The following is a 20,424-nucleotide window of genomic DNA, read 5'->3' on the forward strand; positions in this document are numbered from 1 at the left end:
GGGCGTCCTCATCGCGACGTGAACACCAGTCCGGCGTAGTCGTTCTCGGCGACGTCGTCGCACTGCCTCCGGTAGTTGCCGAATCCCCCGACGTACGGCATGAACACCCGCTTCTTGCCCTCGATGTTCGCGCCGAGGTACCACGACGAGGCGGCGTGGACGAACAGCGTGCCCTCGGCCACCTCGGTGACGTGCCGGGTCCAGGCGTCGGCGGCATCGGCACGTGGTTCCACCTGGGTGGCGCCCAGCGCGCGGGCCTCGGTGATCAAGGCGATCGCCCAGTCGACCTGGACCTCGGCATGCAGGACCATGTTGGCCAGCACCGACGGGCTGCCCGGTCCGCTGAAGCTGAACAAGTTCGGCAACTTCGGGATCATCAACCCGAGGAACGTGACCGGTCCGTCGGACCACAGGTCACCCAGCCTGGCGCCACCCGCGCCGACCGGGTCGATGCGGCTCAGCGCGCCGGTCATCGCGTCGAACCCGGTGGCGAACACCAGTACGTCGCAGGGGTATTCGGAGTCGACCGTCCGCACGGCGCCGGCCGTGACGGCGGTGATCGGCTCGCGACGGAGGTTGACGAGGCTGACGTGGTCGTGATTGAACGTCTCGTAGTACCCCGTGTCGGTGCAGATGCGCTTGGTGCCGATCGGATGGTCGACCGGGATGAGGTCGTCGGCGACCACCGGATCGGCGACGAGCTCTCTGATGCGTGCTTCGGCGAACTCCCTGGCGATGTCGTTTGCGGCCAGGTCGGTCAACTGGTCGGCGAAGGTCTTGCTGAACAGCACGCCGCCCTGGGTCCATCGCTGCCGCAGCGCGTCCTCACGCTCCTCGGGGCCGGTGGCGGCGGCGGCCCCGGCCGGGCTGGTGTGCGGCGTCCCCGAGGGCGCGTACGCCGACCGGCGGCGCCGCTCGGTGTACTCCGCCAGGATGGTGTGCACGTCGTCCTCGGTCCAGGGGTGGTTGGGCATCGGCACGCTGTAGTTCGGCGACCGCTGGAAGACCGTCAGTGACGCGGCCGACGCCGCGATGACGGGTGCGACCTGGATGCCCGATGAGCCGGTGCCGACGAGCCCGACGTGCTTGCCGGTGAAGTCCGGATCACGCCGGGGCCAGGCCGCGGTGTGGTAGACCTCGCCGGCGAAGTCCCCGACGCCCGGCAGGTCCGGCCGGTTGACCGCGGACAGACAGCCGGTGGCGCACAGCAGGAATGCGGCACGGTGGTGCGCGCCGGTCGACGTGCGCACCTCCCACGTCGCGGTGCGTTCGTCGAAGGCGGCGCCCGTCACGGCGGCGCCGAACACGTAGTGGCGGGTCAGGTCGAACCGGTCGGCGACGTGCTCGAGGTAGGCCAGGATCTCGGGCTGGCCGGCGAATCGCTCGGTCCAGGTCCACGACTGCTGCAGGTCGTCGTCGAACGAGTACGAGTAGTCGACGCTCTCGACGTCGCAGCGCGCGCCCGGGTAGCGGTTCCAGTACCAGGTGCCGCCCACACCGTCCGCGGCGTCGATCCCCATCACACTGAGCCCGGCAACGGCAGCGCGGTGTACGGCGTACAGCCCGGCGAAGCCCGCCCCGATCACGATGACGTCGAGCCGCTCGCCGGTCACGACACCTCCTCCGCGACGCGGGCGGCCAGCAGCGCACGCATGTCCGACCACAGCAGCTCGCGGGCGGCGACCGCAGGCGGGAACGCCATCATGGTGAGGAAGCCGTGGAAGAGGCCGCGAAAGTCGCGGTGCAGCACCGCGGTACCGTCGTCACGCAGTCGCCGGGCGTACGCCACGCCCTCACTGTGCAGCGGGTCGAGGGTGGCGGTGACCACGATGGCCGGAGGCAGCGCTGCCAGGGACGCAGCGCGCGCAGGTGCGACGAGGTGCGCCGGCTCAGGCAGCGTCGTTCCGCCGAGGTACTGCCGCCAATACCATTGCAGGGCAGCACGGGTGGTGGAGTACCCGGTGGCGCGCAGGCGCTGACTGACGCTGTCGCAGGACGGGTCGATCACCGGATAGAGCAGGATCTGCGCGAGCGGCGGGACCGTGCCCCGATCGCGGCACAGGATCGACGCGACCGCGGCGAGGTTGCCGCCGGCGCTGTCTCCCGCCACAGCGATGCGCCGGGGGTCGACGCCGAGTTCCGGCGCGTTGCGGGTGACCCAGTCGAACGCCGCGAAGGCGTCCTCCGCCGCGGCGGGCGCGGGGTGCTCGGGCGCCAGCCGGTAGCCGACCGACACCACCACCGACCCGGTCTGGCGTGCCATCGCCCGGCAGAACCCGTCGTGGCTTTCGATGTCGCACAACACGAATCCGCCGCCGTGATAGAACACCACACCGGGGCGGCGCGGGTCGCCGGGGCCATGCGGCCGGTAGACCCGGACGCCGAGGGATCCGGCAGGCGTGTCGATGACGCGGTCGCGCGCGGCGGCGTCGTCGATGTTGGTCACCGCCTGGCGCCTGGCCGCCACGGCAGCGCGCGCCGCTTCGGCGGACATCTGCTCGACCGCCGGGAAGGCGTCGTCGAGCGTCCGCAGCATCGCGGTCACACCGTCGTCCATGGGCTCCTCGTGGATGGTGACCTGTTTCTATCAGAAATAGAGAGATGGCCGGGCCGGATTGTCGGCATCCCCGGGCTGCCCCTCATCTAGGGTGTCGCCATGGCCGACGACCACCCGGAGCCGGGCCCGCGCCTGCGGGCGACGAGCTACGCGGTGCTCGGCCTGCTCTCCTTCGGTCAGGAGCTGTCGGGTTTCGACATGAAGCGCTGGGCCGACTGGAGCCTGAAGTTCTTCTACTGGGCGCCGTCCTACAGCCAGATCTACGGCGAGCTGCACAAGCTCGAGGCGATGGGCCTGGTCGCATCGCGGCTGGACGACAACAGGAACGTCGCGCGCAAGCGCGGTGAGCGCGAGAAGCGGGTGTACCGCATCACCCCCGAGGGTGAACGAGCCGTCTCCGCCTGGACGGCCGAGGCGGCACCCGAGCCCGCGGTGCTCAAACACGGCATCATGTTGCGCGCATGGTTGGGCCACACCGCCGATCCGGCAGCACTGCGTGAGATGGTGCTGGCGCACCGTGCGCAGTCCGAGCGCATGAGGGTGCTCGCTCAGGACCACGCCGAAGGCGCGGCGCCCGTGCCCGAATGGGAGTACCCCGTGGCGGTGCTCAACTGGTCGGCCCAGTACTACGCCGACGAGTGCGCCCGCGCAGACACCCTGCTCGCCGAACTGGACCGGCTCGCCGCCAAACGCCGACGCAAGGCGCGACGCAAGTCCTGACGTCTCACGCCTGCCGGTACCGCAGCAGCGTGACGCCGGTGCCCGGCACGTCGTGGAACACCGGCGCGACCCGCATCCCGACCTGGATCTGCCCGGGTTCGACGTCGACCAGCTCGGTGCTGACACGCGGCCCTTCATCCCACTGGACGACCGCGAGCAGTTGCGGCAGCGCGTCGGCCCACGGCGGACCGGTGGGCCGCTGGGCGACGGTGTAGGTGAACAGCTCACCGGCGCCGGAGATCTCGCGCCACTCCAGGTCGTCGGCCAGCGTCCCGGGCGCCAGGGTGCGGGGATAGAACACGTGGCGTCCCAGGGACGGGCTGTACTGGATCAGGATGCGGTGCTGCGTCAGCGCGTGCCAGTACGGTGCGGACACCGGCGTCGGCTCGGGCAGCGGCGGAGCCGGCCGCGATTCAGTGCTCACGTCAGTCACCTTCCAGCACCAGTGCCACCTGCTCACTCATGATGCCGCCGGTGCCGGTGACGAAGGCCACGTCGCAACCCGTCACCTGGGCGTCGGCGCTGCGGCCCATCACCTGCCGGGCGGCGTCGACGACGTGGTGCATGCCGCCCGCCATGCCGGCCTGACCGAAGGACAGCTGGCCGCCTGCGGTGTTGAGCGGGAAGTCGCCCCGGTGGGTCAGATCGCGTCCGTTGATCCACTGTGCCCCTTGGCCCTTGGGACAGAAGCCGGCGTCCTCCAGGCTCATCAGCACGGTGATCGTGTAGCAGTCGTATATCGACGCGACGTCGACATCGGCCTGCCTCAGGCCGGCCATCGCGAAGGCCTTCGCCGAGGAACGGGCCACCGGGGTCACCATCAGGTCGTCGGCGTAGGTCGGCGTCTTGAAGGCGATGTGTTCGCCGAAGCCCTTGATCCACACCGGCCGGTGCCTCGAACGCGCCGCGAGGTCGGCGTTGACGATCAGCACGCCCGCACCGCCCTGGACGCGCATCACCGTCTCCAGCATGTGGATCGGGTCGGCGATCATCGGGCTGCCCAGCACGTCCTCGACGGTGAGCGGCTTGCCGTGGAACACCGCGCCGGGATGAGCGCACGCATTGGTGCGCTGGTCGACGGCGATCTTGGCCAGCGCACCGGGATCGTATCCGTACAGTGCGGCGTACCGCCGGGCGATCTGGGCGTAGGGCGCGTTCTGGCCGACATTGCCGTACGGGATCTCGTATTCGGCCTGCGGCGAACCGAACTCGTTGCTCGACGCGCCGTACCAGGCGGGCGGCTGCGGCGGTCGGCGTTGTGACCGCGGCAGCATCGTCGACCCGGGGACGACGGCGAGCACCGCATCGCAGAGCCCCAGTTCGACGGCCACGGCCGCGCGCCACACCATGCCTGCCGACGTGGCGCCGCCCAGGTCGACACGCTCACCGAAATCGATGGGCAGCCCGAGGTATTCGCTGAGGGTGGCCGGGGCGAACATGGCCGATTCGGCGATGCCGTGGCAGACGATGCCGTTGACCACCGTGGCGTCCAGGCCGGCGTCGCGGCTCACCATCGCGGCCAGCGCGGCGTACTGGTCGATGGTGAAGAGCTCGGGACGGGTCTGCTTGCGCTGCGCGGGAAGTTCCGCGATCCCGACGATCGCCGCTTCGCCATGCAGTCCCGTCATGTGCCGTCCCGCCTCGGCAGGGCCACCGTCGCCGTTCCCGGCATCAGCACCGTGTCCCCCCGTCGGCCCGCGATGTCAACGTCGACGAGGCCGACGCCGTCGTCGACCCGTTTGGTCGTCACGGTCCCTGCGAACGTCAGCTCCTCGTCGGGATAGGCGACGGCGCGGTTCTGCACCGAGTACCGGACAAGCCTGCCGCGGCCGCCGATCCAGTCGGTGAGGGCGCGTGCCAGCAGGGCGGACTGCAACGGGCCCTGCACCAGTACGTCGTCGTATCCCTCGACGGTCGTCGCCCAGTCCCCGTCGTAGTGGATGCGGTGACCGTTGTAGGTGGCGGCGCTGAAGAAGAACATCTGCGTCCGGTCCACTGTGACCGTGAGCGGGACGATCGCGTCGCCGGGTTCGACGTCCTCGTAGTGCAGCTGCTCGTTCACTCGGGTCTCCTATGGCCGGGCGATCATCGACGTGGTGGCCTCGGCCAGCAGCGCACCGAGCTGATTGCGGTAGCCGGTGTGCCACGTCACCAGCACGAAACGCCCTGACCTGCCCTGCTTCTCGACGATCGACTCGATGGTGCGGACCATCTCGACCTCGTCGCGGTGGTAGGCGGGCAGATGGAATGTGGTGGACTCGCCGCCGGCCATCCGGCGCGGCGCGCGTGGGAAGGCGAGGCCGCCGGACACCGCTCCCGACGAGCCGTCGGGGCGCAGGTCGGCCAGCGCCGCGACGCCGAGCACCGCGTACTGCAGGTACAGGGGCGGACAGATCACGTCGTCGTACCCGTTGGCGCGGGCGTACTCCGGGTCGAACCACAGCCGATTGTGATCGCCCACCGAGGCGGCCCAGCGCTGCCACTGCAGCCGGTGCACCTCGCCGGTGGCGCGGGCGGCGACGGTGCCCACCCGGGCCGCCGATTCGGCGTCGATCAGGCTGTCCTCGGTCACGAGTCGCCTCCCTCCAGCCAGGTCGCGGCCACGTCGGCGCCGCCGCCGAGTGTGGAGAGCACCCGTGCGCGTTCGGAATACCGGTGCAGGTCGGTGTCGACGACGTACCCCATGCCGCCGTGCAACTGGTGCGCGTCGAGGGTGGCGAGCTTGGCCGCCCCGGCGGCGTGCATGCGGGCGACGGCGGTCCGACGGGTGGCGTCATGGCCGTCGTCGAGGAGTGACACCGCCGCCCAGCAGGCCAGGCGGGCCGCCGCCAGGGCGATGTGCATGTCAGCCACCAGGTGCTGCGCGGCCTGGAAAGACGCGATGGGCCTGCCGAACTGGTGACGCAGCACGGTGTGGTCGACGGTGCGCTGAAGGGCCGCCTCGCCGACCCCGACGAGGTCGAGGGACGTCAGCGCGGTCGCGACAGTGGCGATCCGGTGCAGCCGCTCATCGGTCACTCCCCCGTCGGCACCGAACACCATCCGGCGGTCGTCGACCGTGACGCCGTCGAAGTGCAGTCGCGCCGCGGTCTGCCGACCCATCATTGTCAGCGGTTCGGCGCGCAGCGACGGGGAATGGGTTGGAACCACGAACACCAGCGACCGGGGCGTGACGGTGTCCGCGGCGGAGACGATGAGGAAATCGGCGTGTGCCGCGTCGAGCACGAAGTCGGCGCGGCCGCTGATCGACCAGCCGTCCCCGTCGGGTACGGCCCGCAGCGTGGGTGTGACGATGCTTGCGTTCACGGCCGACCACAGCGCCGTTGCGTAGCGGCGTCTTCCGGATGCGATGGCGGGTAGCAGCGCGGCGCGCTGTTCGGCGGTGCCGATGGCGTCCACGGCGAGGCCGGCATGGATGGTGCTGTGCACGATCGTCGGGCACAGTCCGCGGCCCGCCTCCACCGAGAAGGCACCGAGGTCCTTCAGGGATCCGCCTGCTCCGCCGTACACCTCGGGCAGGGCGAGGCCGAAGACGCCTGCGTCGGCGAGAAGTGCCCACAGCCCGGGTGATTCGGAGTCCGCGGTGAAGAGGCGCCGCAGCATCGCGGTGAACTCGCGTTCGTCCTCATCGGGCAGCAGGCGCACGTCGGGTCTCCGGTCAGCGTCCGTAGGAGGGCATGCCGTGGCCGCGCTGGGCGATGACGTCGCGCAGCACCTCGTTCGTGCCGCCGCCGAATCGCATCAACGGCGCGGCTCGGTAGAGCCGCTCGAAGACACCGTCGGCGGGGGCGCCGGGCGTGCGGTGCGCCAGCAGGCCGTCGGGACCGAGCAGGTCGATGGCGAGGTCGGCGATCCGTTGGCGCAGCTCGCTGGTGAAGACCTTCTCGACACTCACCTCGACGGTGGGGATGACGCCGGTGTCGAGCATCGATGCGGCCTCCAGCCCCATCAGCGTCGCCACGTCGACGTCGGCCTCGGCCTGCAGGAGACGCCGCACGAAGAACGGATTGTCTGCGGGCACCGATCCATCGCGACGAGGGAGCCGGGCGTGGCGCTGAAGTTCGTCGAGCGCACGCCGCAGATCACCGGCGTTCGTGAGCGCGCCCCGCTCGAGATCCAGGGCGCCGGTGATGTAGGTCCAGCCGTGGTTCTCCTCACCGATCAGATTCGTTGCGGGAACCCGGACGTCGCGGAAGAACACCTCGTTGGTGCGGTAGCCCGACCACGCGGTCAGCGGCCGGATCTCGATTCCGGGCCGGTCGAGCGGCACGATGAGCACCGAGATCCCGCGGTGCCGCCGGGCATCGGGATCGGTGCGCACACAGAGCCACTCGTGGGTGCTGCGCTGCGCCCCGCTGTTCCAGATCTTCGACCCGTTGATCACCCACTCGTCACCGTCACGGACGGCGCGGGTGCGCAGGGCGGCGAGGTCGGTGCCCGCGTCGGGCTCGGAATAGCCGACGGCGCAGGTCAGCTCGCCCCTGGCGATCGGAGGAAGGAACTCGCGCCTGTTCTGGTCGGTGCCGTGGCGCATGATCGTCGGCGCCACCGAGGTCACCGTCAGGTCCGGACCCGGGACACCCCAGTACTCGAATTCGCGCATCAGCAGGTGCTGGTGCATCGCGCCGAGCCCCAGTCCGCCGTACTCCTTCGGCCAGGTGACGCCGAACCAGCCCTTCTCGCCGACTCTGCGACGGAATGCCGACACCTCGCCGCCGATGCGCTCGAGACCGTGTTCGGCCAGTTCGGACACGAGCGCCGGTGTCACCGAGTCGCGCAGGAACGCCCGAACTTCGCCGACCCAGGCCAGTTGCGCCGGATCGAGGCCGTCATCCACGAGCGGCAGCCTAGCCGCAGGCGCGCCTGGCCGGACTATTTCGAAAAGAAAGAGTTTCGGCGGTACGGGATCCGCCCGGCGACGTCACCACATCGTGCCGCGGAGGTGGTCGGCTGGCCTGAGGTCGTGTGCGGCCAGGATGCCGGCCGGGGCGTCGCAAACGGCGCCGACGGCGTTGACCGCACGCGCGGCGGTGGCGATGACTCCGCCTTGATTGTGGTCGATCTCGATGCCGACGTGGGCGTTGATCTCCACACCGGGGTCGCCGTGCACCACGACGCGGTGCACGCCGGGCCTGCCCTCCGGAGGGTAGATCCAGTCCGGCGCGGCCGCCTGGGTGAGCCGGTTGACGTGCTCCATGGTGATCACCACCCGCCCGTCGGCGACACCCTCGACCCCGAACCGCACCGCCGCGACCCGGCCGGGCTCGACCGTCATCATCGTGCAGCGAATGGGCTGCGGCGTCACCCACTTCTCGTGTCGCTCGCGGACGTCGTCGAGCTCGACACCCAGGCCCTCGGCGAGGGTGCGCACCTGTCCGCCCCACAGGGACGTCAGCACCCCAGGCGAGAACATGATCGGCGTGTGGTCCGGCGTGGTGCCGAATCCGAAACTGACGCCGGTGAATTCGGCGTCGTCGTACGAGCCGTAGTCGAAGACCTCCTGCACGGTCACCGCGGTCGCCCTGGTCGAGAGGCTGAGTGCCGCGTGCACCAGGGTGTCCCCGGAGAACCCCGGGTCGATGCCGTTGACGTACAGGGTGCTGCCGCCGGTGCGGCAGGCCTGCTGCAACGGTTCCCGCAACCAGGCGTCGGCGTGCTGCGGGGCGACCAGCCAGACCAGCGACGTGCCGACGACGTTGACCCCCGCCGCGAGGAACGCGGTGAGCTCCCCGATCGCGTCCCTGGGCCGCGTCTCGGCCTGTGAGGTGTAGACGACGCAGTCGGCGTTCAGCGCCAGCAGCGCGTCGATGTCGTCGGTGGCGGTGACGCCGGTCGGCTCGGCCAGGCCGCACAGCTCGGCGGCGTCGCGCCCGATCTTGGCCGCGCCGTTGGCGTGCACACCCACCAGTTCGACGTCGGGCCTGCCGATCAGCGCGCGCAGCGCATGGACGCCGACGTTCCCGGTGGAGAACTGGATGACTCGGCGCTTCGCGGGCATCGTCGCTTCCCGTCCACTCACAGCAGGTCGGTGATCGTCTTGAGGCCGGCGTCGTACAGCACGCCGGGCATCATGCCGCCGTCCACCTCGATCGTGGTGCCGTTGACGTAATCGGCGCCGCCACCGGCGAGGAACACGCAGAGCCGTCCGACCTCGTCGGGCTCGCCACCGCGCCGCAGCGGGATCTTCGCGAAGTACTTCGCGCCGTCCGGATCGTCGGCGGGAAGGACGAACGAACGGAGGTTGTCGGTCAGGTGCGGGCCGAGGGCGAGCGCGTTGACCCGCGCGTGCGGTCCCCACTCCTCGGCGAGGGAACGGGTCATCTGGTTCAGTCCGGCCTTCGCCGCGCCGTAGGACACCAGCGTCGGCGAACCCGCCGGATGCGACGCGCCGCTGGAGATGTTGATGATGCAGCCGGTGCCGTCCTGGCGCCGCATCTGCCGAAAGACCCTGACCGCGAACCACAGTGGGCTGATGAGGTTCATCTGGACGGCGAACGCATGGAACAGCACGGTCCGCTCGTAGTCGTCGTCGCTGCGGGGCGCGCCCTGGATCTTCTGCACCAGTTCGGGAATGTCCTCGGCGTGTGGCGCCGGAACCGTGCCGCCTGCGTTGTTGACCAGGATGTCGATACGGCCGTGGGTGTCGGCGACCTGCTGCACGAACGCATCGATGGCGCGGTGGTCGCCCTGATCGCACACCTGCTGTTCCGAGCGCTCCGCCCAGCCGGGATGCTCACCGACGCCCGGGATCGCGTCCAATGCTGTGCGCGAGCAGCCGATGACCGTGGCCCCGGCGCGCAACAACTCGTGGGCGATGCCGACGCCGACACCGCGGCTGGTTCCGGTGACGATCGCGATCCTGCCGTCCAGGGAACCCATCGATGTCTTTCCTCTCGCGGTCACATCGCGCAGGTGCGGCGGCGGTCGTCCTCACATGCCGGGCCCCGGCCGCGGTCGAACCATAAACAGTTCAATGTTTTGATGTCAATCCCCGACGTGTGGTCCCCTTGTCCGCATGGCTCCCCGAGTCGCGCCGCGCCGGCCCGCGCACGGCAACCAGGCCCGCGCCGAGCGCACCCGGGCCAAGGCGATCGACGAGACGGTGCGGTGCGTGCTCGAGGAGGGAATCGGCGCGGCCAGCGCCAAGCACATCGCCGAACGGGCAGGCATGACATGGGGAGTGATCCAGTACCACTTCGGCGATCGGGACGGTCTGCTCATGGCGGTCGTCGACCAGGGCTTCGCCGAACTGCTTGCGGCGCTGCGGGAATTGCCGCCCGCCGACGCGACGACCGACACCAGGGCGCGGGTCGAACAGGTGGTGGGCGCGGCGTGGGTGGCGATGTCGAGTCCGACGTCGCGGGCCGCCATCGAGATCCTGGTGGGCACGCGCGCCACCTGGGGCGCATCGGCCGGCGACCACCTCGACCATCTGGCGAGGACCTTCGCCGGACTCGGCATCGGCGTCGGTGCGAATCTCGACGCCGCACGCGGCGCCGCGCTGAGCCACCTCCTGCTCTCGACACTGCGTGGCCTCGTCACCACCCAATTGATCATGGCTCGGCCGGTCGACACGGCGCGTGACAGGTCGATGCTCGTCGAGGTGATCTGCGCATACCTCGATCGGGTGTCCGACGCGGGCGGCTCCGGCGTCTAGGTCACCCCGCCCAGGTGTCCCCGCCTAGGCCTCGGGCACCGGTTCGTTGACCCGGTACAACCGCCAGTCCGGCTGGCTGTCACCGTCGTTGGGGATCGAGAGTTCCAGCGTCGCCACGTCGGCGCCCGTGTCGTACAGCGTCGGGTAACGCAGGTTCAGCGCGTCGGCCGCGCCGCGCCCCTCCGGCGGCACCGACAGCAGGTACCGGACGCCGTTCTCGGCGGGCGCGTTCAGCAGCGTGGTGAAGTCGGGGTCCGACGGCACCACGAACGTCTTCGGCCGGTCCGACGCCGCGAGGATGGCGAACCCGTAGACGGTGTCGGTGATCACCGAACTCTCCGGCAGGGCGAGATCGTCGAGATAGTGCGCGATCTCACGTTCGGTGGAGAACGAGGCGGCGATGCGGTGCTCGATCTTCTTGCGGCCGCTCACACTGTCCGGATCGGGCGCCAGCACGGCACCGAGGGCGTACTCCTGTGGGGCGTACCTCGGCAGGCTCATTCCCCACGCCGTCACCGGAAGGCCGAGTGCGAAGACCAGTGCCAGCGCCGCGTAGACCGGCCACGGCCGGCGCGGACCCGGTTCGACGGCCGGCGGTGCGTACCGGCCGCGGCGCTTGGCGGGCAGCAGTGCGCCGTCGGGCACGGCCAGCATCGCCAGGCAGGCGGTCAACGGAACCGCGATGACGTAGAACCGCAGGAACGGGAACGTCGACCCGGCGGCATAGCCCAGCGTCTGGAATGCCAGGGCGGCGCCGTAGACGGCCAGCGGCGGCAGCAGCACCTGCCAGTTCTGCGCACGCGCCCGTCCCGCCACCGCCCACAGCCCGATCGGCAGCAGCGCGGGGGCGAGCAGCAGGATGCACACGACCGCGAACAGCATGCCGGAACCGAAGGTCGGCACCGTCTGTCCCGACTGCGCCAGGATCGCGGTGTTGCCGTACTGGGAGGTGAACTGTGCGAACGCCTCTCCGGTGATCAGCCAGCTGATCACCGCCCAGCCGAGGAAGGCCGCCGTGCCCGGTCCGCTGACCATCAGCAGGTCGAGCAGTGCCCGGCGGAACCGCGGCGCGGGGGTGGCGCGCAGATAGGTGGTGACGCCGACGAGCAGTCCGGCCGCCGCGATGCACGCCACCGCGTCGTAACGGGTGAGGTAGGCCAGGCCCATCGCGATGCCGCCCGCCGTGACGAGGTGATGCACGTCGTCGTCGACCATCCACAGGATCAGCCTGCGCACCGCCCACGACATGAAGAACACGAACGGCGCCTCGCTCATCCCGTTCGAGCCGTAGAACACGATCATCGGATTCAGTGCGAACACGGCGGCGATGGTCAGCGCGTACCCGCGCGGCAGTCCACGGTCGGTGCCCATCGACAGGATCTGCACGGCCGCACCGGCCATGAACACCGCCGACATCATGCTGCCCGAGAACGCCCGCTCGGTCATCTCCGGCCACAGCGGGCTGGCCAACACCGCGGGGATCTGCACCATGGCCGTCAGCGGCGTGAAGATGAAGCCGATCGCGGCGAGGTGCGGATCGCGGCTGAACAGCACCGACTGCGCGGCCGAGACGCGAGACAGCGCGTCGCCGAGGATGAAGCCGTTGCGCACCTGCAGCCAGTATCCGACCCCGAGGTAGATCAGCAGGGTCACGACGAACAGTGCGGCCTTGAGCCGGCGATCGGTCACGACGGCCCGGCCTGTTGCGCCTCGACGTCGTCGGGCCGTTCCGACAGGCCGTGAAACGTCTTCTCCCAGTAGGACGGATTGCGGATCAGCTGGTAGCAACCCTTGGCCGCGGCCACACTCATCATCACCCAGAAGGCGGGCACCGTCAGCGCGGCCACCAGCAGGTCGGAGCGGTCGTCCTCGCGCAGCGCGATCAGGTTCATGTACAGCGTGGCGGCGTTGCCCAGGATCAGCGCGATCAGCGCCGGGAAGTAGATGTACATCGGGAAGATGTCCTCGACCACTGCGGGCTGGCCGAGGAACCAGACCAGGGTGATCAACCAGAACGCCAGGTTGAGCACCGCGATGATCGGCGTGCCAGCGAGCACCAGGTTGAAGCGGACGAAACTGCGGAATCCGATGGTGCGGAACAGCCGCACCGGCCTGCGGATCTGCACCAGCCAGGTCTGCAGATAGCCCTTGTACCAACGGGACCGCTGCCTGACCCAGTTGATCGGATCGCTGTTGGCCTCCTCCAGCGTGCGGGAGTCGATCACCGCGGTGTGATAGCCGTTGGACGCGATGCGCAGTCCGAGGTCGGCGTCCTCGGTGACGTTGAACGGGTCCCAGGCGCCGATCTGCTCCAGCACGTCGCGACGCAGGTGATTCGACGTGCCGCCCAACGGGATTGGTGACGTCGAGCCCATCATGCCGGGTAGCAGATAGCCGAACCACAGGGCGTACTCGGCGGTGAACCACGCGGTGAGCAGGTTCTGGTGGCCGTTGTGGTACACGAGTTTGGCCTGCACACAGGCGATGTCGTCGGGCAGTCGGCCGAATGCGGCCACCACCCGGCGCAGCTGCAGCGGCTCGGGCAGGTCCTCGGCGTCGAAGATCGTCACGATGTCACCAGTCGCGAAGTACAGACCGTAGTTGCACGCCTTCGGTTTCGTACGGGGATCCGCCGGCGGCACCAGCACGATGGTGATGGCGTCGGACTCGGCGCAGTCGCGGGCCGCGGCGATGGTGACGTCGTCGTCGGCCTCCAGCAGCAGCAGCACCTGCAGCTTGTCGGACGGGTACTCCAGCGCCGCCATCGCGCCGATCAGGTCGCCCACCACCTCCGGCTCGTTGTAGGCGGGCACCAGGATCGTGTAAGGCGGGAGGTCGGCGTCGGGAATGGCGCGCGCCTCCTCGTCGGAGACGACGATCGCCCGCGACGCCAGGCCCTGCCGGAAGATGAGCAACCGGTCGGCCATCGTGAGCAGGTAGCCCAGCGTGCACACTCCGATCAGGGCCACCGCCGTCGGCATGGGCTGCCAGACCGCGCACACCGCCAGCAGCCCCAGCAGCGCCCACACCACCGCCTTCTGCCAGGGCAGGACGGAGATCGAGGCCGACCGCAGCGGATCGCCCTCGCGCAGGCCGTCGATGGCCCGGTGCAGTGCGTACTGCTGCTCCGCCTCGGTGGCCGACTCCGGTGACGGACGGTCCGCGAACGTTGTCATCGCTGCGTGCCCGTCGCCGTGAACTGGGCGCCCACCAGTGCCCGCCCGAAGACGGTGAGCAGTTCGCCGTCCTTGAACGTCGGCGTGCGCTGGTCGAGCACCGCGTTGCCGCGGAACAGGAGCGTCAGCAGGGTCCGCAGGGTCGGGAACAGATTCCCCGACGGCACCGGGAACGGTGCGTCCGGCTCGTGGTTGTCCACCGCGAAGATCGTCACCCGCTGCGCGATCTCGGCGTTGCCCCAGGCGAACTGCAGGGAGTTCCACGTCACCAGCAGGTCGTCGTCGACGACGGAGAGCAGCTGACCGGTGATCCCCATTCCCAGGTCGACGGGACGCAGGGTGCTCAGCCGTGCCGCGGTCAACCCGTACAGCACCCGGCCCGGATACACCCCGAACGAGAACGGCCGCTCGCTGACGATGCTGTCCACCACCACCGTGCGGGGCCGGGACGCTTTGTCCCACCGGATGTTTCCCACATCGGCGGTCATGGTCTGGCGCACCAGCACCGCGTCGTCACCGTACAGGCGCTCCACCTGCTCGTAGGTCTGCACGGCGGTGGTCGACCACCCTGTCGGCGCAGCCAGCGGCTGACCCGGCTCCAGGAAGCCGGGAGTGGACCTGCTGATCGGGGCGGTGGTGGTCACGGCGGGCAGGTGGAAGGTCGACAGCACCAGCGCGACGACGATCACCAGCGGCACACCGGACCACACCTGCTTGGCGGCAAGCGGTTCGACAGAGCGTTCGAGTATCCGTTTGGGCGCGCCGCGGCGGGACCGCAGATACATCACCGTGCCGACCACACAGATCGCCGTCAGCGCAGGCACCTGCTGGTAGACCTGGATGGGCGCGTCCTCGAAGAAGACGCCGACCACGAGCAGCACACCGAATCCGACGACCCACGCCGCGACGGAACCGATCGCACCGCGCCTTCGGGTGCGTCCGGTGGCGATGCCGGTGCCGAGGCCCGCGATCAGCAGCGTCACCGCTCCTGCCGCGAATTTTCCACCGCCGAAAAGGATCACCGCGAGGTAGTACGGCAGCGAGAAGCCGAGCAGCAGCATGAACCAGACCCAGGCGAACCGGATCACCGGACGCAGTCCGAACAGCACGATGCAGCAGCTGACGATGAACAGCCACATCGCCACGAAGTCGAGCCGCAGCAGGTGGAAGAACAGGGCGTACCGCTGCAGCAGCACACCCTGCAGCAGCAACGCGAGCACCAGCCCCATCGTCCCGACGATGATGTCGGTCTGCCGGTCGTGGATCGGCAGTTCGGTGCGGTTGCGGCGGGCGACTCCGATCGCCACCAGGACCGCCGCCGCGGGCACCGTCCACACGTAGGCGCCGATGCCGCCGGCCCGGCTGGTCTGGGCCAGGCTCGCGAGGCTGTCCCAGAACGCCACGCCGGTCAGCGCCGCGATGAAGACCCACCGGATGATCAGCCGGTAGACCGGATTGATCTCCTCGTACCTGGCGAGCAGCGCCGCCGGCCCGTGCGGGCCGGTCTCGGTGTCGACAGGTGTCGTCGCGGTCATGGACGCCGGCGGGACCGACTGCGCAGCAGCAGGATCAGGCCGACGGCGAGCACGGCTACCGCCACCCCCGCGGCGACGAGCACCCAGCGCGACCCGGACCCGCCCGTGTCGGCCGGTGCGGCCGCGACGTCCTGCCCACCGGCGCCGGACGACACCGCCGCCGGCGGCTCACCGGGCACCGCGATCACCGCGTCGCCGGTCAGCCGCGACCAGCGGTCCACATCGGCAGACAACCATTCCAGCAGCCGGTCGAGCTCGCCCGGCGCGTTGTCCGACGTCGCCACCAGGACCGTGCGGTTGCCGTCATAGGTCGTCTGCAGTGAACCGAAGGCCGGCGCGGGTGTGATGGTCAGCGTGCCGGCTTCCCCGGTGCCGCGGGCATTCTCGACGGTCAGCTCACCGTCGGCATTCGCGGTGACCGGCAGGGTGATCCGGTCGTCGGTCCACTCGTTCGCGTCGATCAGCACCGCCGGATTGGGCGAAGCGGCGGCCTCGGCCACCGAGGTCACCGCGGTGTCGACGGGCAGCCCACTCAGCCGCTGCAGCCCCACCAGGATCGCGACCGCGCGCCGGGTGTCGGCGAAGTCCTCGCCGATGCCGACCTCGACGCGTGGCATCAGCGCCTGGGGCAGCGCCTGGAAACCGCCCGGCAGCGGTGGCTGTGCGCGCTCGCTGCGGATCTCGCTGTCGCCGTCGATGGTCAGCGTGATCGGCTGGAACTCGCCGCAGCGGCCGACGTTGCCGCTGATGTCGAGCGCCACACCCAGGTTCGTGTAGCGCTCGAGCAACTGATCGGGCACGTCGATCCACCGGTCGATGCGGCCCGAGCTCTCGGCCGGCCAGCTGTCCAGTGTCTCCGCGCCGATCGCGACGACCAGCTGGCCGCCGATCTGCGACGGCAGTGGCGTGTAGGAGCCCTGCAGGTGAACGCGGACGTTGCGGGCGGAACGGCCGAGCCGGGTCTGGTCGAGGCCGATGGACACCTGCGGCGACAGTCCGGTGGCGTTGACACCCGGCTGCCCGAGGCGGCGCAGCGTGGTGCTGTCCGACGCCAGGACAGGACTCGACTGCACCGGTCCGACAACGGCTTTCGAGCTCAACGCCAGGCGGTTGACGTCGCTGGACAGCAGCCGGGCCTGATTGGTCAGCTCCCCGTCGCGGCCGCTGATGAGCAGTGACGGCACCCCGACGGTGCCCAGCAACGACACCCCCGCGTCGTCGCCCTCCCGGATCACGACCTGGCGCTGCATCGGCTGCGATGGTCCCGGTGGCGCGTCCTGGCCGTCGGCCAGCGCGGTGACCGACACCTCGGTGTCCTGTTTCCCGTACCGGGCGACCACCGCGGTCGCGAACCGGATCGCGGCGTCGGACTCGACGCGCGAGGGCGCCGCCGGTACGAACAGGTCGATTCGGCGCAGGATCGGCGGCAGGAAGTCGGCCACCGTGCGCGGCGGTGCCTCGATGCCCTCGTACCGGACCGCCGCGTCGACCAGGCGCAGCGGATTGGAGGGGTCGAGGCAGTAGTCACCGGCGGGGGTCAGGTAGCTCCGCAGGGTGACCGTCACGGCGTTGTCGACGATGGCGGCGCCCGCGAGCGGGATCGAGATCGGCGCCCGGTCGACGATCGGCAACCCGGTCCGCGACAGCGTCCGGTCCTCCTGGGTGGCCGTCAGCGTTCCGGCGGCGACATTGACCGGGACCTCCACCGTGGCGTCGATCGACGCGGGCACCAGACCGGGCGGCACCGGGATGGTGAGCGAGGAGATGCCCTGGGTGCCATAGAACGCGACCACGGGATCGGCGCCGACTTCGGCCAGGCGCAGGGTCGGTGCATCGGCGACCTGACCACCGTCTCCCGGCGCAGCCGTCGCTGGAAAAGCGAAGGCCGTCGGCATGGTTAACAAGACAAGACTTGCGCCGACGGCCAAATTCGCCCGAAATGCAGGCCAGATACCAACCCTCACAAGCCCGAGCGTAGACAATTCGGCCGTCAGGCAAACCCGTAATCGTTGATTTCACCAAAGATGCCGGTAGCCAATGGCACTCGCACGTCGGGCATGGAAAAGCCCCGCACGCATTGCGTGCGGGGCTTTCGCCGTCGTCTTGCGGGTCGGCCTACTTGGCCTTCTCGAGCACGTCGACGAGGCGCCACCGCTTGGTGGCCGACAGCGGACGGGTCTCCATCAGGGACACCCGGTCGCCGACGCCGGCATCGCCGTTCTCGTCGTGCGCCTTGACCTTCGTGGTGGTCCGGATGATCTTGCCGTAGAGCGGGTGGCTCTTACGCGATTCCAGCTCGACCACGATGGTCTTCTGCATCTTGTCGCTCACCACGTAGCCGATGGCCGTCTTGCGACGTCCGCGCGGCTTCTCGGTGCGCGGGGTGCGCGCCGCACCCTTTTCGGTGGCGTCAGATTTTGCGTCTGCCATTACGATTCCTCACCTGCGGGCCCGGAAGCCAGGCCCAGTTCACGTTCGCGCAGCACGGTGTACACGCGCGCAATCTCCTGCCGCACGACACGCAGCCGGCGGTTGTTGGCGAGCTGGCCGGTGGCCATCTGGAAGCGCAGGTTGAACAGCTCTTCCTTGGACTCACGCAGCCGGTCGGTCAGCTCGTCGTCGGTCAGCTCACGCAGCTCACCAGTGGAAACTCCAACGGCCATCAGAAGTTCTCCTCTCTGGTCACGATGCGCGCCTTGATCGGCAACTTGTGGATCGCACGGGTCAGCGCGTCGCGCGCGATCTTCTCGTCCGGGTAGCTCAGCTCGAACAGCACGCGGCCCGGCTTGACGTTGGCGATCCACCACTCCGGCGAACCCTTACCGGAACCCATGCGGGTCTCGGCGGGCTTCTTGGTCAGCGGGCGGTCCGGGAAGATGTTGATCCAGACCTTGCCGCCACGCTTGATGTGCCGGTTGATGGCGATACGGGCGGACTCGATCTGCCGGTTGGTGATGTAGGCGTGCTCGAGTGCCTGGATGCCGTAGTCGCCGAAGCTCACCGAGGTGCCGCCACTGGCGACGCCGCGCTGGCGGGGGTGGTGCTGCTTGCGGTGCTTGACCTTGCGCGGGATAAGCATGTCAGCTCTCCGTATTCTGGGTCGTCTCGGCGGCGGCGCCGGCAGCGGCTTCGGTGCCCACTGCAGCCTCGGCCGCAGCCGGAGCCTCTTCGGTGCCCGTCGCCGCACGACCCGCGTCGGTGCTCGTGGCGGTGGTGCCCGACGCCCCGCTGCGACGCGGGCGGGTGCCCGACGGACGCTCGCGGCGCGGCCGGTCGGCGGCCGGTGCGGCGGCGGCCAGCTCACGCTTGCCACCGACGATGTCGCCCTTGTAGATCCACACCTTCACGCCGATCCGGCCGAAGGTGGTCTTGGCCTCGTAGAGGCCGTAGTCGATGTCGGCGCGCAGCGTGTGCAGCGGCACCCGACCCTCGCGGTAGAACTCCGAGCGGCTCATCTCCGCACCGCCGAGGCGACCGGAGCACTGCACGCGGATGCCCTTGACGTTGGGCTGACGCATGGCCGACTGGATGGCCTTGCGCATCGCCCGGCGGAACGCCACGCGGTTGGACAGCTGCTCGGCGACACCCTGTGCCACCAGCTGGGCCACCGACTCGGGGTTCTTCACCTCGAGGATGTTGAGCTGGACCTGCTTCTTGGTCAGCTTCTCCAGGTCGGTGCGGATGCGGTCGGCCTCCGTGCCGCGGCGCCCGATCACGATGCCGGGACGGGCGGTGTGGATGTCGACGCGTACCCGGTCACGGGTGCGTTCGATCTCCACGTCGGCGATGCCGGCACGCTCGAGGCCCGTGGCGAGCAGACGCCGGATCGCGACGTCTTCCTTCACGTAGTCCTTGTACTGCTTGTCGGCATACCACCGGGACTTCCAGTCGGTGGTGATACCGAGCCGGAAGCCGTGGGGATTGATCTTCTGGCCCACTACTCTGAGCCCTCCTTCGCTTCGTCAGAAGCTTCTGTCTTCTTCGCGGCAGCCTTCTTGGCCGGCGCCTTCTCAGCAGTTGCCTTGGCAGGCGTCTTGGCGGCGGCGGCCTTGCTGCCCTGCGCGCGCCGCGAGCGGGTGTTCGCCGAGGCCTCGCCTGCGGCCTTGCCGCCACGGCCGCTGTCGCGACGCGGCCGGCTCTCGACGATCACCGTGATGTGGCTGGTGCGCTTGCGGATCCGGAACGCACGCCCCTGGGCGCGCGGGCGGATGCGCTTGGCGGTCGGGCCCTCGTCGGCGTGGATCGTGGCCACCACGAGGGTGGACGGGTCCAGGCCGTCGTTGTTCTGCGCGTTGGCCGCGGCACTGGCGATCACCTTGGCGACCGGCTCGCTGGCGTCCTGCGGTGCCCACCGCAGGATGTCGAGCGCCTCGGCGACCGACTTGCCGCGCACCAGGTCGATGACCCGGCGCGCCTTGCTCGCCGAGACGCGCACGAAGCGCGCCTTCGCGACGGCGGACGGATATTCGGTGACTGTAGCGGATGGAGTACTCATTACCGGCGCTTCGCCTTCCGGTCATCCTTGATGTGACCCTTGAACGTGCGGGTGGGGGCGAACTCGCCCAGCTTGTGCCCGACCATCGACTCGGTGACGAACACCGGCACATGCTTGCGGCCGTCGTGCACCGCGAACGTGTGACCGATGAAGTCCGGGATGATGGTGGACCGGCGCGACCAGGTCTTGATGACCTGCTTGGTGTTCTTGTCGTTCTGGACGTCGACCTTCTTGAGCAGATGGTCGTCGACGAACGGGCCCTTCTTCAGGCTGCGTGGCATCGT

Annotated in this window: 22 protein-coding genes; 2 read left to right on the forward strand and 20 right to left on the reverse strand. The window is 69.6% G+C overall.

Going from position 1 to position 20,424, the window contains the following annotated elements; all coding sequences use genetic code 11:
- Positions 1 to 8 precede the first annotated feature (8 nt).
- Positions 9 to 1,613, reverse strand: coding sequence for an NAD(P)/FAD-dependent oxidoreductase (locus AB0K11_RS04610; protein WP_364972716.1), 1,605 nt, complete (start codon positions 1,611 to 1,613; stop codon positions 9 to 11).
- Complete coding sequence (locus AB0K11_RS04615; protein ID WP_364972718.1) at positions 1,610 to 2,557, reverse strand: alpha/beta hydrolase; 948 nt, start codon at positions 2,555 to 2,557, stop codon at positions 1,610 to 1,612. Before AB0K11_RS04615 ends, AB0K11_RS04610 begins: the two co-directional genes overlap by 4 nt.
- A gap of 99 nt (positions 2,558 to 2,656) precedes the next feature.
- Here AB0K11_RS04615 and AB0K11_RS04620 point away from each other — a divergent pair, with 99 nt between their 5' ends.
- Positions 2,657 to 3,277, forward strand: coding sequence for a PadR family transcriptional regulator (locus tag AB0K11_RS04620; protein WP_364972719.1), 621 nt, complete (start codon positions 2,657 to 2,659; stop codon positions 3,275 to 3,277).
- A 4-nt stretch (positions 3,278 to 3,281) separates the two neighbouring features.
- Here the strand turns inward: AB0K11_RS04620 and AB0K11_RS04625 are convergent, their stop codons facing one another.
- From AB0K11_RS04625 to AB0K11_RS04660, 8 genes are all read right to left on the reverse strand, one after another.
- Positions 3,282 to 3,701, reverse strand: a complete 420-nt coding sequence (locus AB0K11_RS04625; protein ID WP_364972720.1) for an OB-fold domain-containing protein — start codon at positions 3,699 to 3,701, stop codon at positions 3,282 to 3,284.
- Position 3,702: 1 nt separating this feature from the next.
- Positions 3,703 to 4,905 carry a thiolase family protein gene (locus AB0K11_RS04630; protein ID WP_364972721.1) on the reverse strand — a complete coding sequence of 401 codons (1,203 nt, stop codon included), beginning with the start codon at positions 4,903 to 4,905 and terminating at the stop codon, positions 3,703 to 3,705.
- The gene (locus AB0K11_RS04635; RefSeq protein ID WP_364972723.1) at positions 4,902 to 5,339 is read right to left on the reverse strand and encodes an acyl dehydratase; all 438 of its coding nucleotides are present in this window, start codon (positions 5,337 to 5,339) and stop codon (positions 4,902 to 4,904) included. Before AB0K11_RS04635 ends, AB0K11_RS04630 begins: the two co-directional genes overlap by 4 nt.
- 9 nt (positions 5,340 to 5,348) lie before the next feature.
- Positions 5,349 to 5,849: a MaoC family dehydratase N-terminal domain-containing protein gene (locus AB0K11_RS04640; RefSeq protein WP_364972725.1), complete on the reverse strand. Its 501-nt coding sequence runs from the start codon at positions 5,847 to 5,849 to the stop codon at positions 5,349 to 5,351.
- Positions 5,846 to 6,922: an acyl-CoA dehydrogenase family protein gene (locus AB0K11_RS04645; protein WP_364972727.1), complete on the reverse strand. Its 1,077-nt coding sequence runs from the start codon at positions 6,920 to 6,922 to the stop codon at positions 5,846 to 5,848. The genes AB0K11_RS04640 and AB0K11_RS04645 overlap by 4 nt, the downstream gene beginning before the upstream one ends.
- Before the next feature lie 13 nt (positions 6,923 to 6,935).
- Entirely contained in the window at positions 6,936 to 8,114 is a 1,179-nt protein-coding gene (locus AB0K11_RS04650; protein WP_364972729.1) for an acyl-CoA dehydrogenase family protein, read from the reverse strand.
- 84 nt (positions 8,115 to 8,198) lie between these two features.
- Positions 8,199 to 9,275 carry a dihydrodipicolinate reductase gene (locus AB0K11_RS04655; RefSeq protein ID WP_364972731.1) on the reverse strand — a complete coding sequence of 359 codons (1,077 nt, stop codon included), beginning with the start codon at positions 9,273 to 9,275 and terminating at the stop codon, positions 8,199 to 8,201.
- A 17-nt stretch (positions 9,276 to 9,292) separates the two neighbouring features.
- Complete coding sequence (locus AB0K11_RS04660) at positions 9,293 to 10,156, reverse strand: SDR family oxidoreductase (RefSeq protein ID WP_364972733.1); 864 nt, start codon at positions 10,154 to 10,156, stop codon at positions 9,293 to 9,295.
- A 136-nt stretch (positions 10,157 to 10,292) separates the two neighbouring features.
- Between AB0K11_RS04660 and AB0K11_RS04665 the strand changes: the two genes are divergently transcribed.
- Positions 10,293 to 10,934, forward strand: a complete 642-nt coding sequence (locus AB0K11_RS04665; RefSeq protein ID WP_364972735.1) for a TetR/AcrR family transcriptional regulator — start codon at positions 10,293 to 10,295, stop codon at positions 10,932 to 10,934.
- Between the two features lie 24 nt (positions 10,935 to 10,958).
- Here the strand turns inward: AB0K11_RS04665 and AB0K11_RS04670 are convergent, their stop codons facing one another.
- The 10 genes from AB0K11_RS04670 to rpsS all read right to left on the reverse strand — a co-directional run bounded on the left by AB0K11_RS04670 (position 10,959) and on the right by rpsS (position 20,421).
- The gene (locus AB0K11_RS04670) at positions 10,959 to 12,623 is read right to left on the reverse strand and encodes an ABC transporter (RefSeq protein ID WP_364972738.1); all 1,665 of its coding nucleotides are present in this window, start codon (positions 12,621 to 12,623) and stop codon (positions 10,959 to 10,961) included.
- The gene (locus AB0K11_RS04675; protein ID WP_364972740.1) at positions 12,620 to 14,110 is read right to left on the reverse strand and encodes a glycosyltransferase; all 1,491 of its coding nucleotides are present in this window, start codon (positions 14,108 to 14,110) and stop codon (positions 12,620 to 12,622) included. The genes AB0K11_RS04670 and AB0K11_RS04675 overlap by 4 nt, the downstream gene beginning before the upstream one ends.
- Positions 14,107 to 15,645 (reverse strand): hypothetical protein, encoded by a 1,539-nt coding sequence (locus AB0K11_RS04680; RefSeq protein ID WP_364972743.1) that lies wholly within the window; start codon positions 15,643 to 15,645, stop codon positions 14,107 to 14,109. The genes AB0K11_RS04675 and AB0K11_RS04680 overlap by 4 nt, the downstream gene beginning before the upstream one ends.
- Entirely contained in the window at positions 15,642 to 17,540 is a 1,899-nt protein-coding gene (locus tag AB0K11_RS04685) for a hypothetical protein (protein WP_364972745.1), read from the reverse strand. Before AB0K11_RS04685 ends, AB0K11_RS04680 begins: the two co-directional genes overlap by 4 nt.
- A gap of 220 nt (positions 17,541 to 17,760) precedes the next feature.
- The gene (gene rpsQ, locus AB0K11_RS04690) at positions 17,761 to 18,075 is read right to left on the reverse strand and encodes a 30S ribosomal protein S17 (RefSeq protein ID WP_264011068.1); all 315 of its coding nucleotides are present in this window, start codon (positions 18,073 to 18,075) and stop codon (positions 17,761 to 17,763) included.
- Entirely contained in the window at positions 18,075 to 18,308 is a 234-nt protein-coding gene (gene rpmC, locus AB0K11_RS04695; protein ID WP_264011067.1) for a 50S ribosomal protein L29, read from the reverse strand. The genes rpsQ and rpmC overlap by 1 nt, the downstream gene beginning before the upstream one ends.
- Positions 18,308 to 18,724, reverse strand: coding sequence for a 50S ribosomal protein L16 (rplP, locus tag AB0K11_RS04700; protein WP_264011066.1), 417 nt, complete (start codon positions 18,722 to 18,724; stop codon positions 18,308 to 18,310). The genes rpmC and rplP overlap by 1 nt, the downstream gene beginning before the upstream one ends.
- A 1-nt stretch (position 18,725) precedes the next feature.
- Positions 18,726 to 19,583: a 30S ribosomal protein S3 gene (rpsC, locus tag AB0K11_RS04705; RefSeq protein WP_364972748.1), complete on the reverse strand. Its 858-nt coding sequence runs from the start codon at positions 19,581 to 19,583 to the stop codon at positions 18,726 to 18,728.
- A complete protein-coding gene (rplV, locus tag AB0K11_RS04710; protein ID WP_364972750.1) occupies positions 19,583 to 20,140 on the reverse strand; it encodes a 50S ribosomal protein L22 in 558 nt (185 codons plus the stop codon). Before rplV ends, rpsC begins: the two co-directional genes overlap by 1 nt.
- Complete coding sequence (rpsS, locus tag AB0K11_RS04715; RefSeq protein WP_260992268.1) at positions 20,140 to 20,421, reverse strand: 30S ribosomal protein S19; 282 nt, start codon at positions 20,419 to 20,421, stop codon at positions 20,140 to 20,142. The genes rplV and rpsS overlap by 1 nt, the downstream gene beginning before the upstream one ends.
- Between the last annotated feature and the right edge of the window lie 3 nt (positions 20,422 to 20,424).

Origin of the sequence: Mycobacterium sp. NPDC050551, from assembly GCF_040674075.1 — a bacterium.
Classification (GTDB): Bacteria; Actinomycetota; Actinomycetes; order Mycobacteriales; family Mycobacteriaceae; genus Mycobacterium.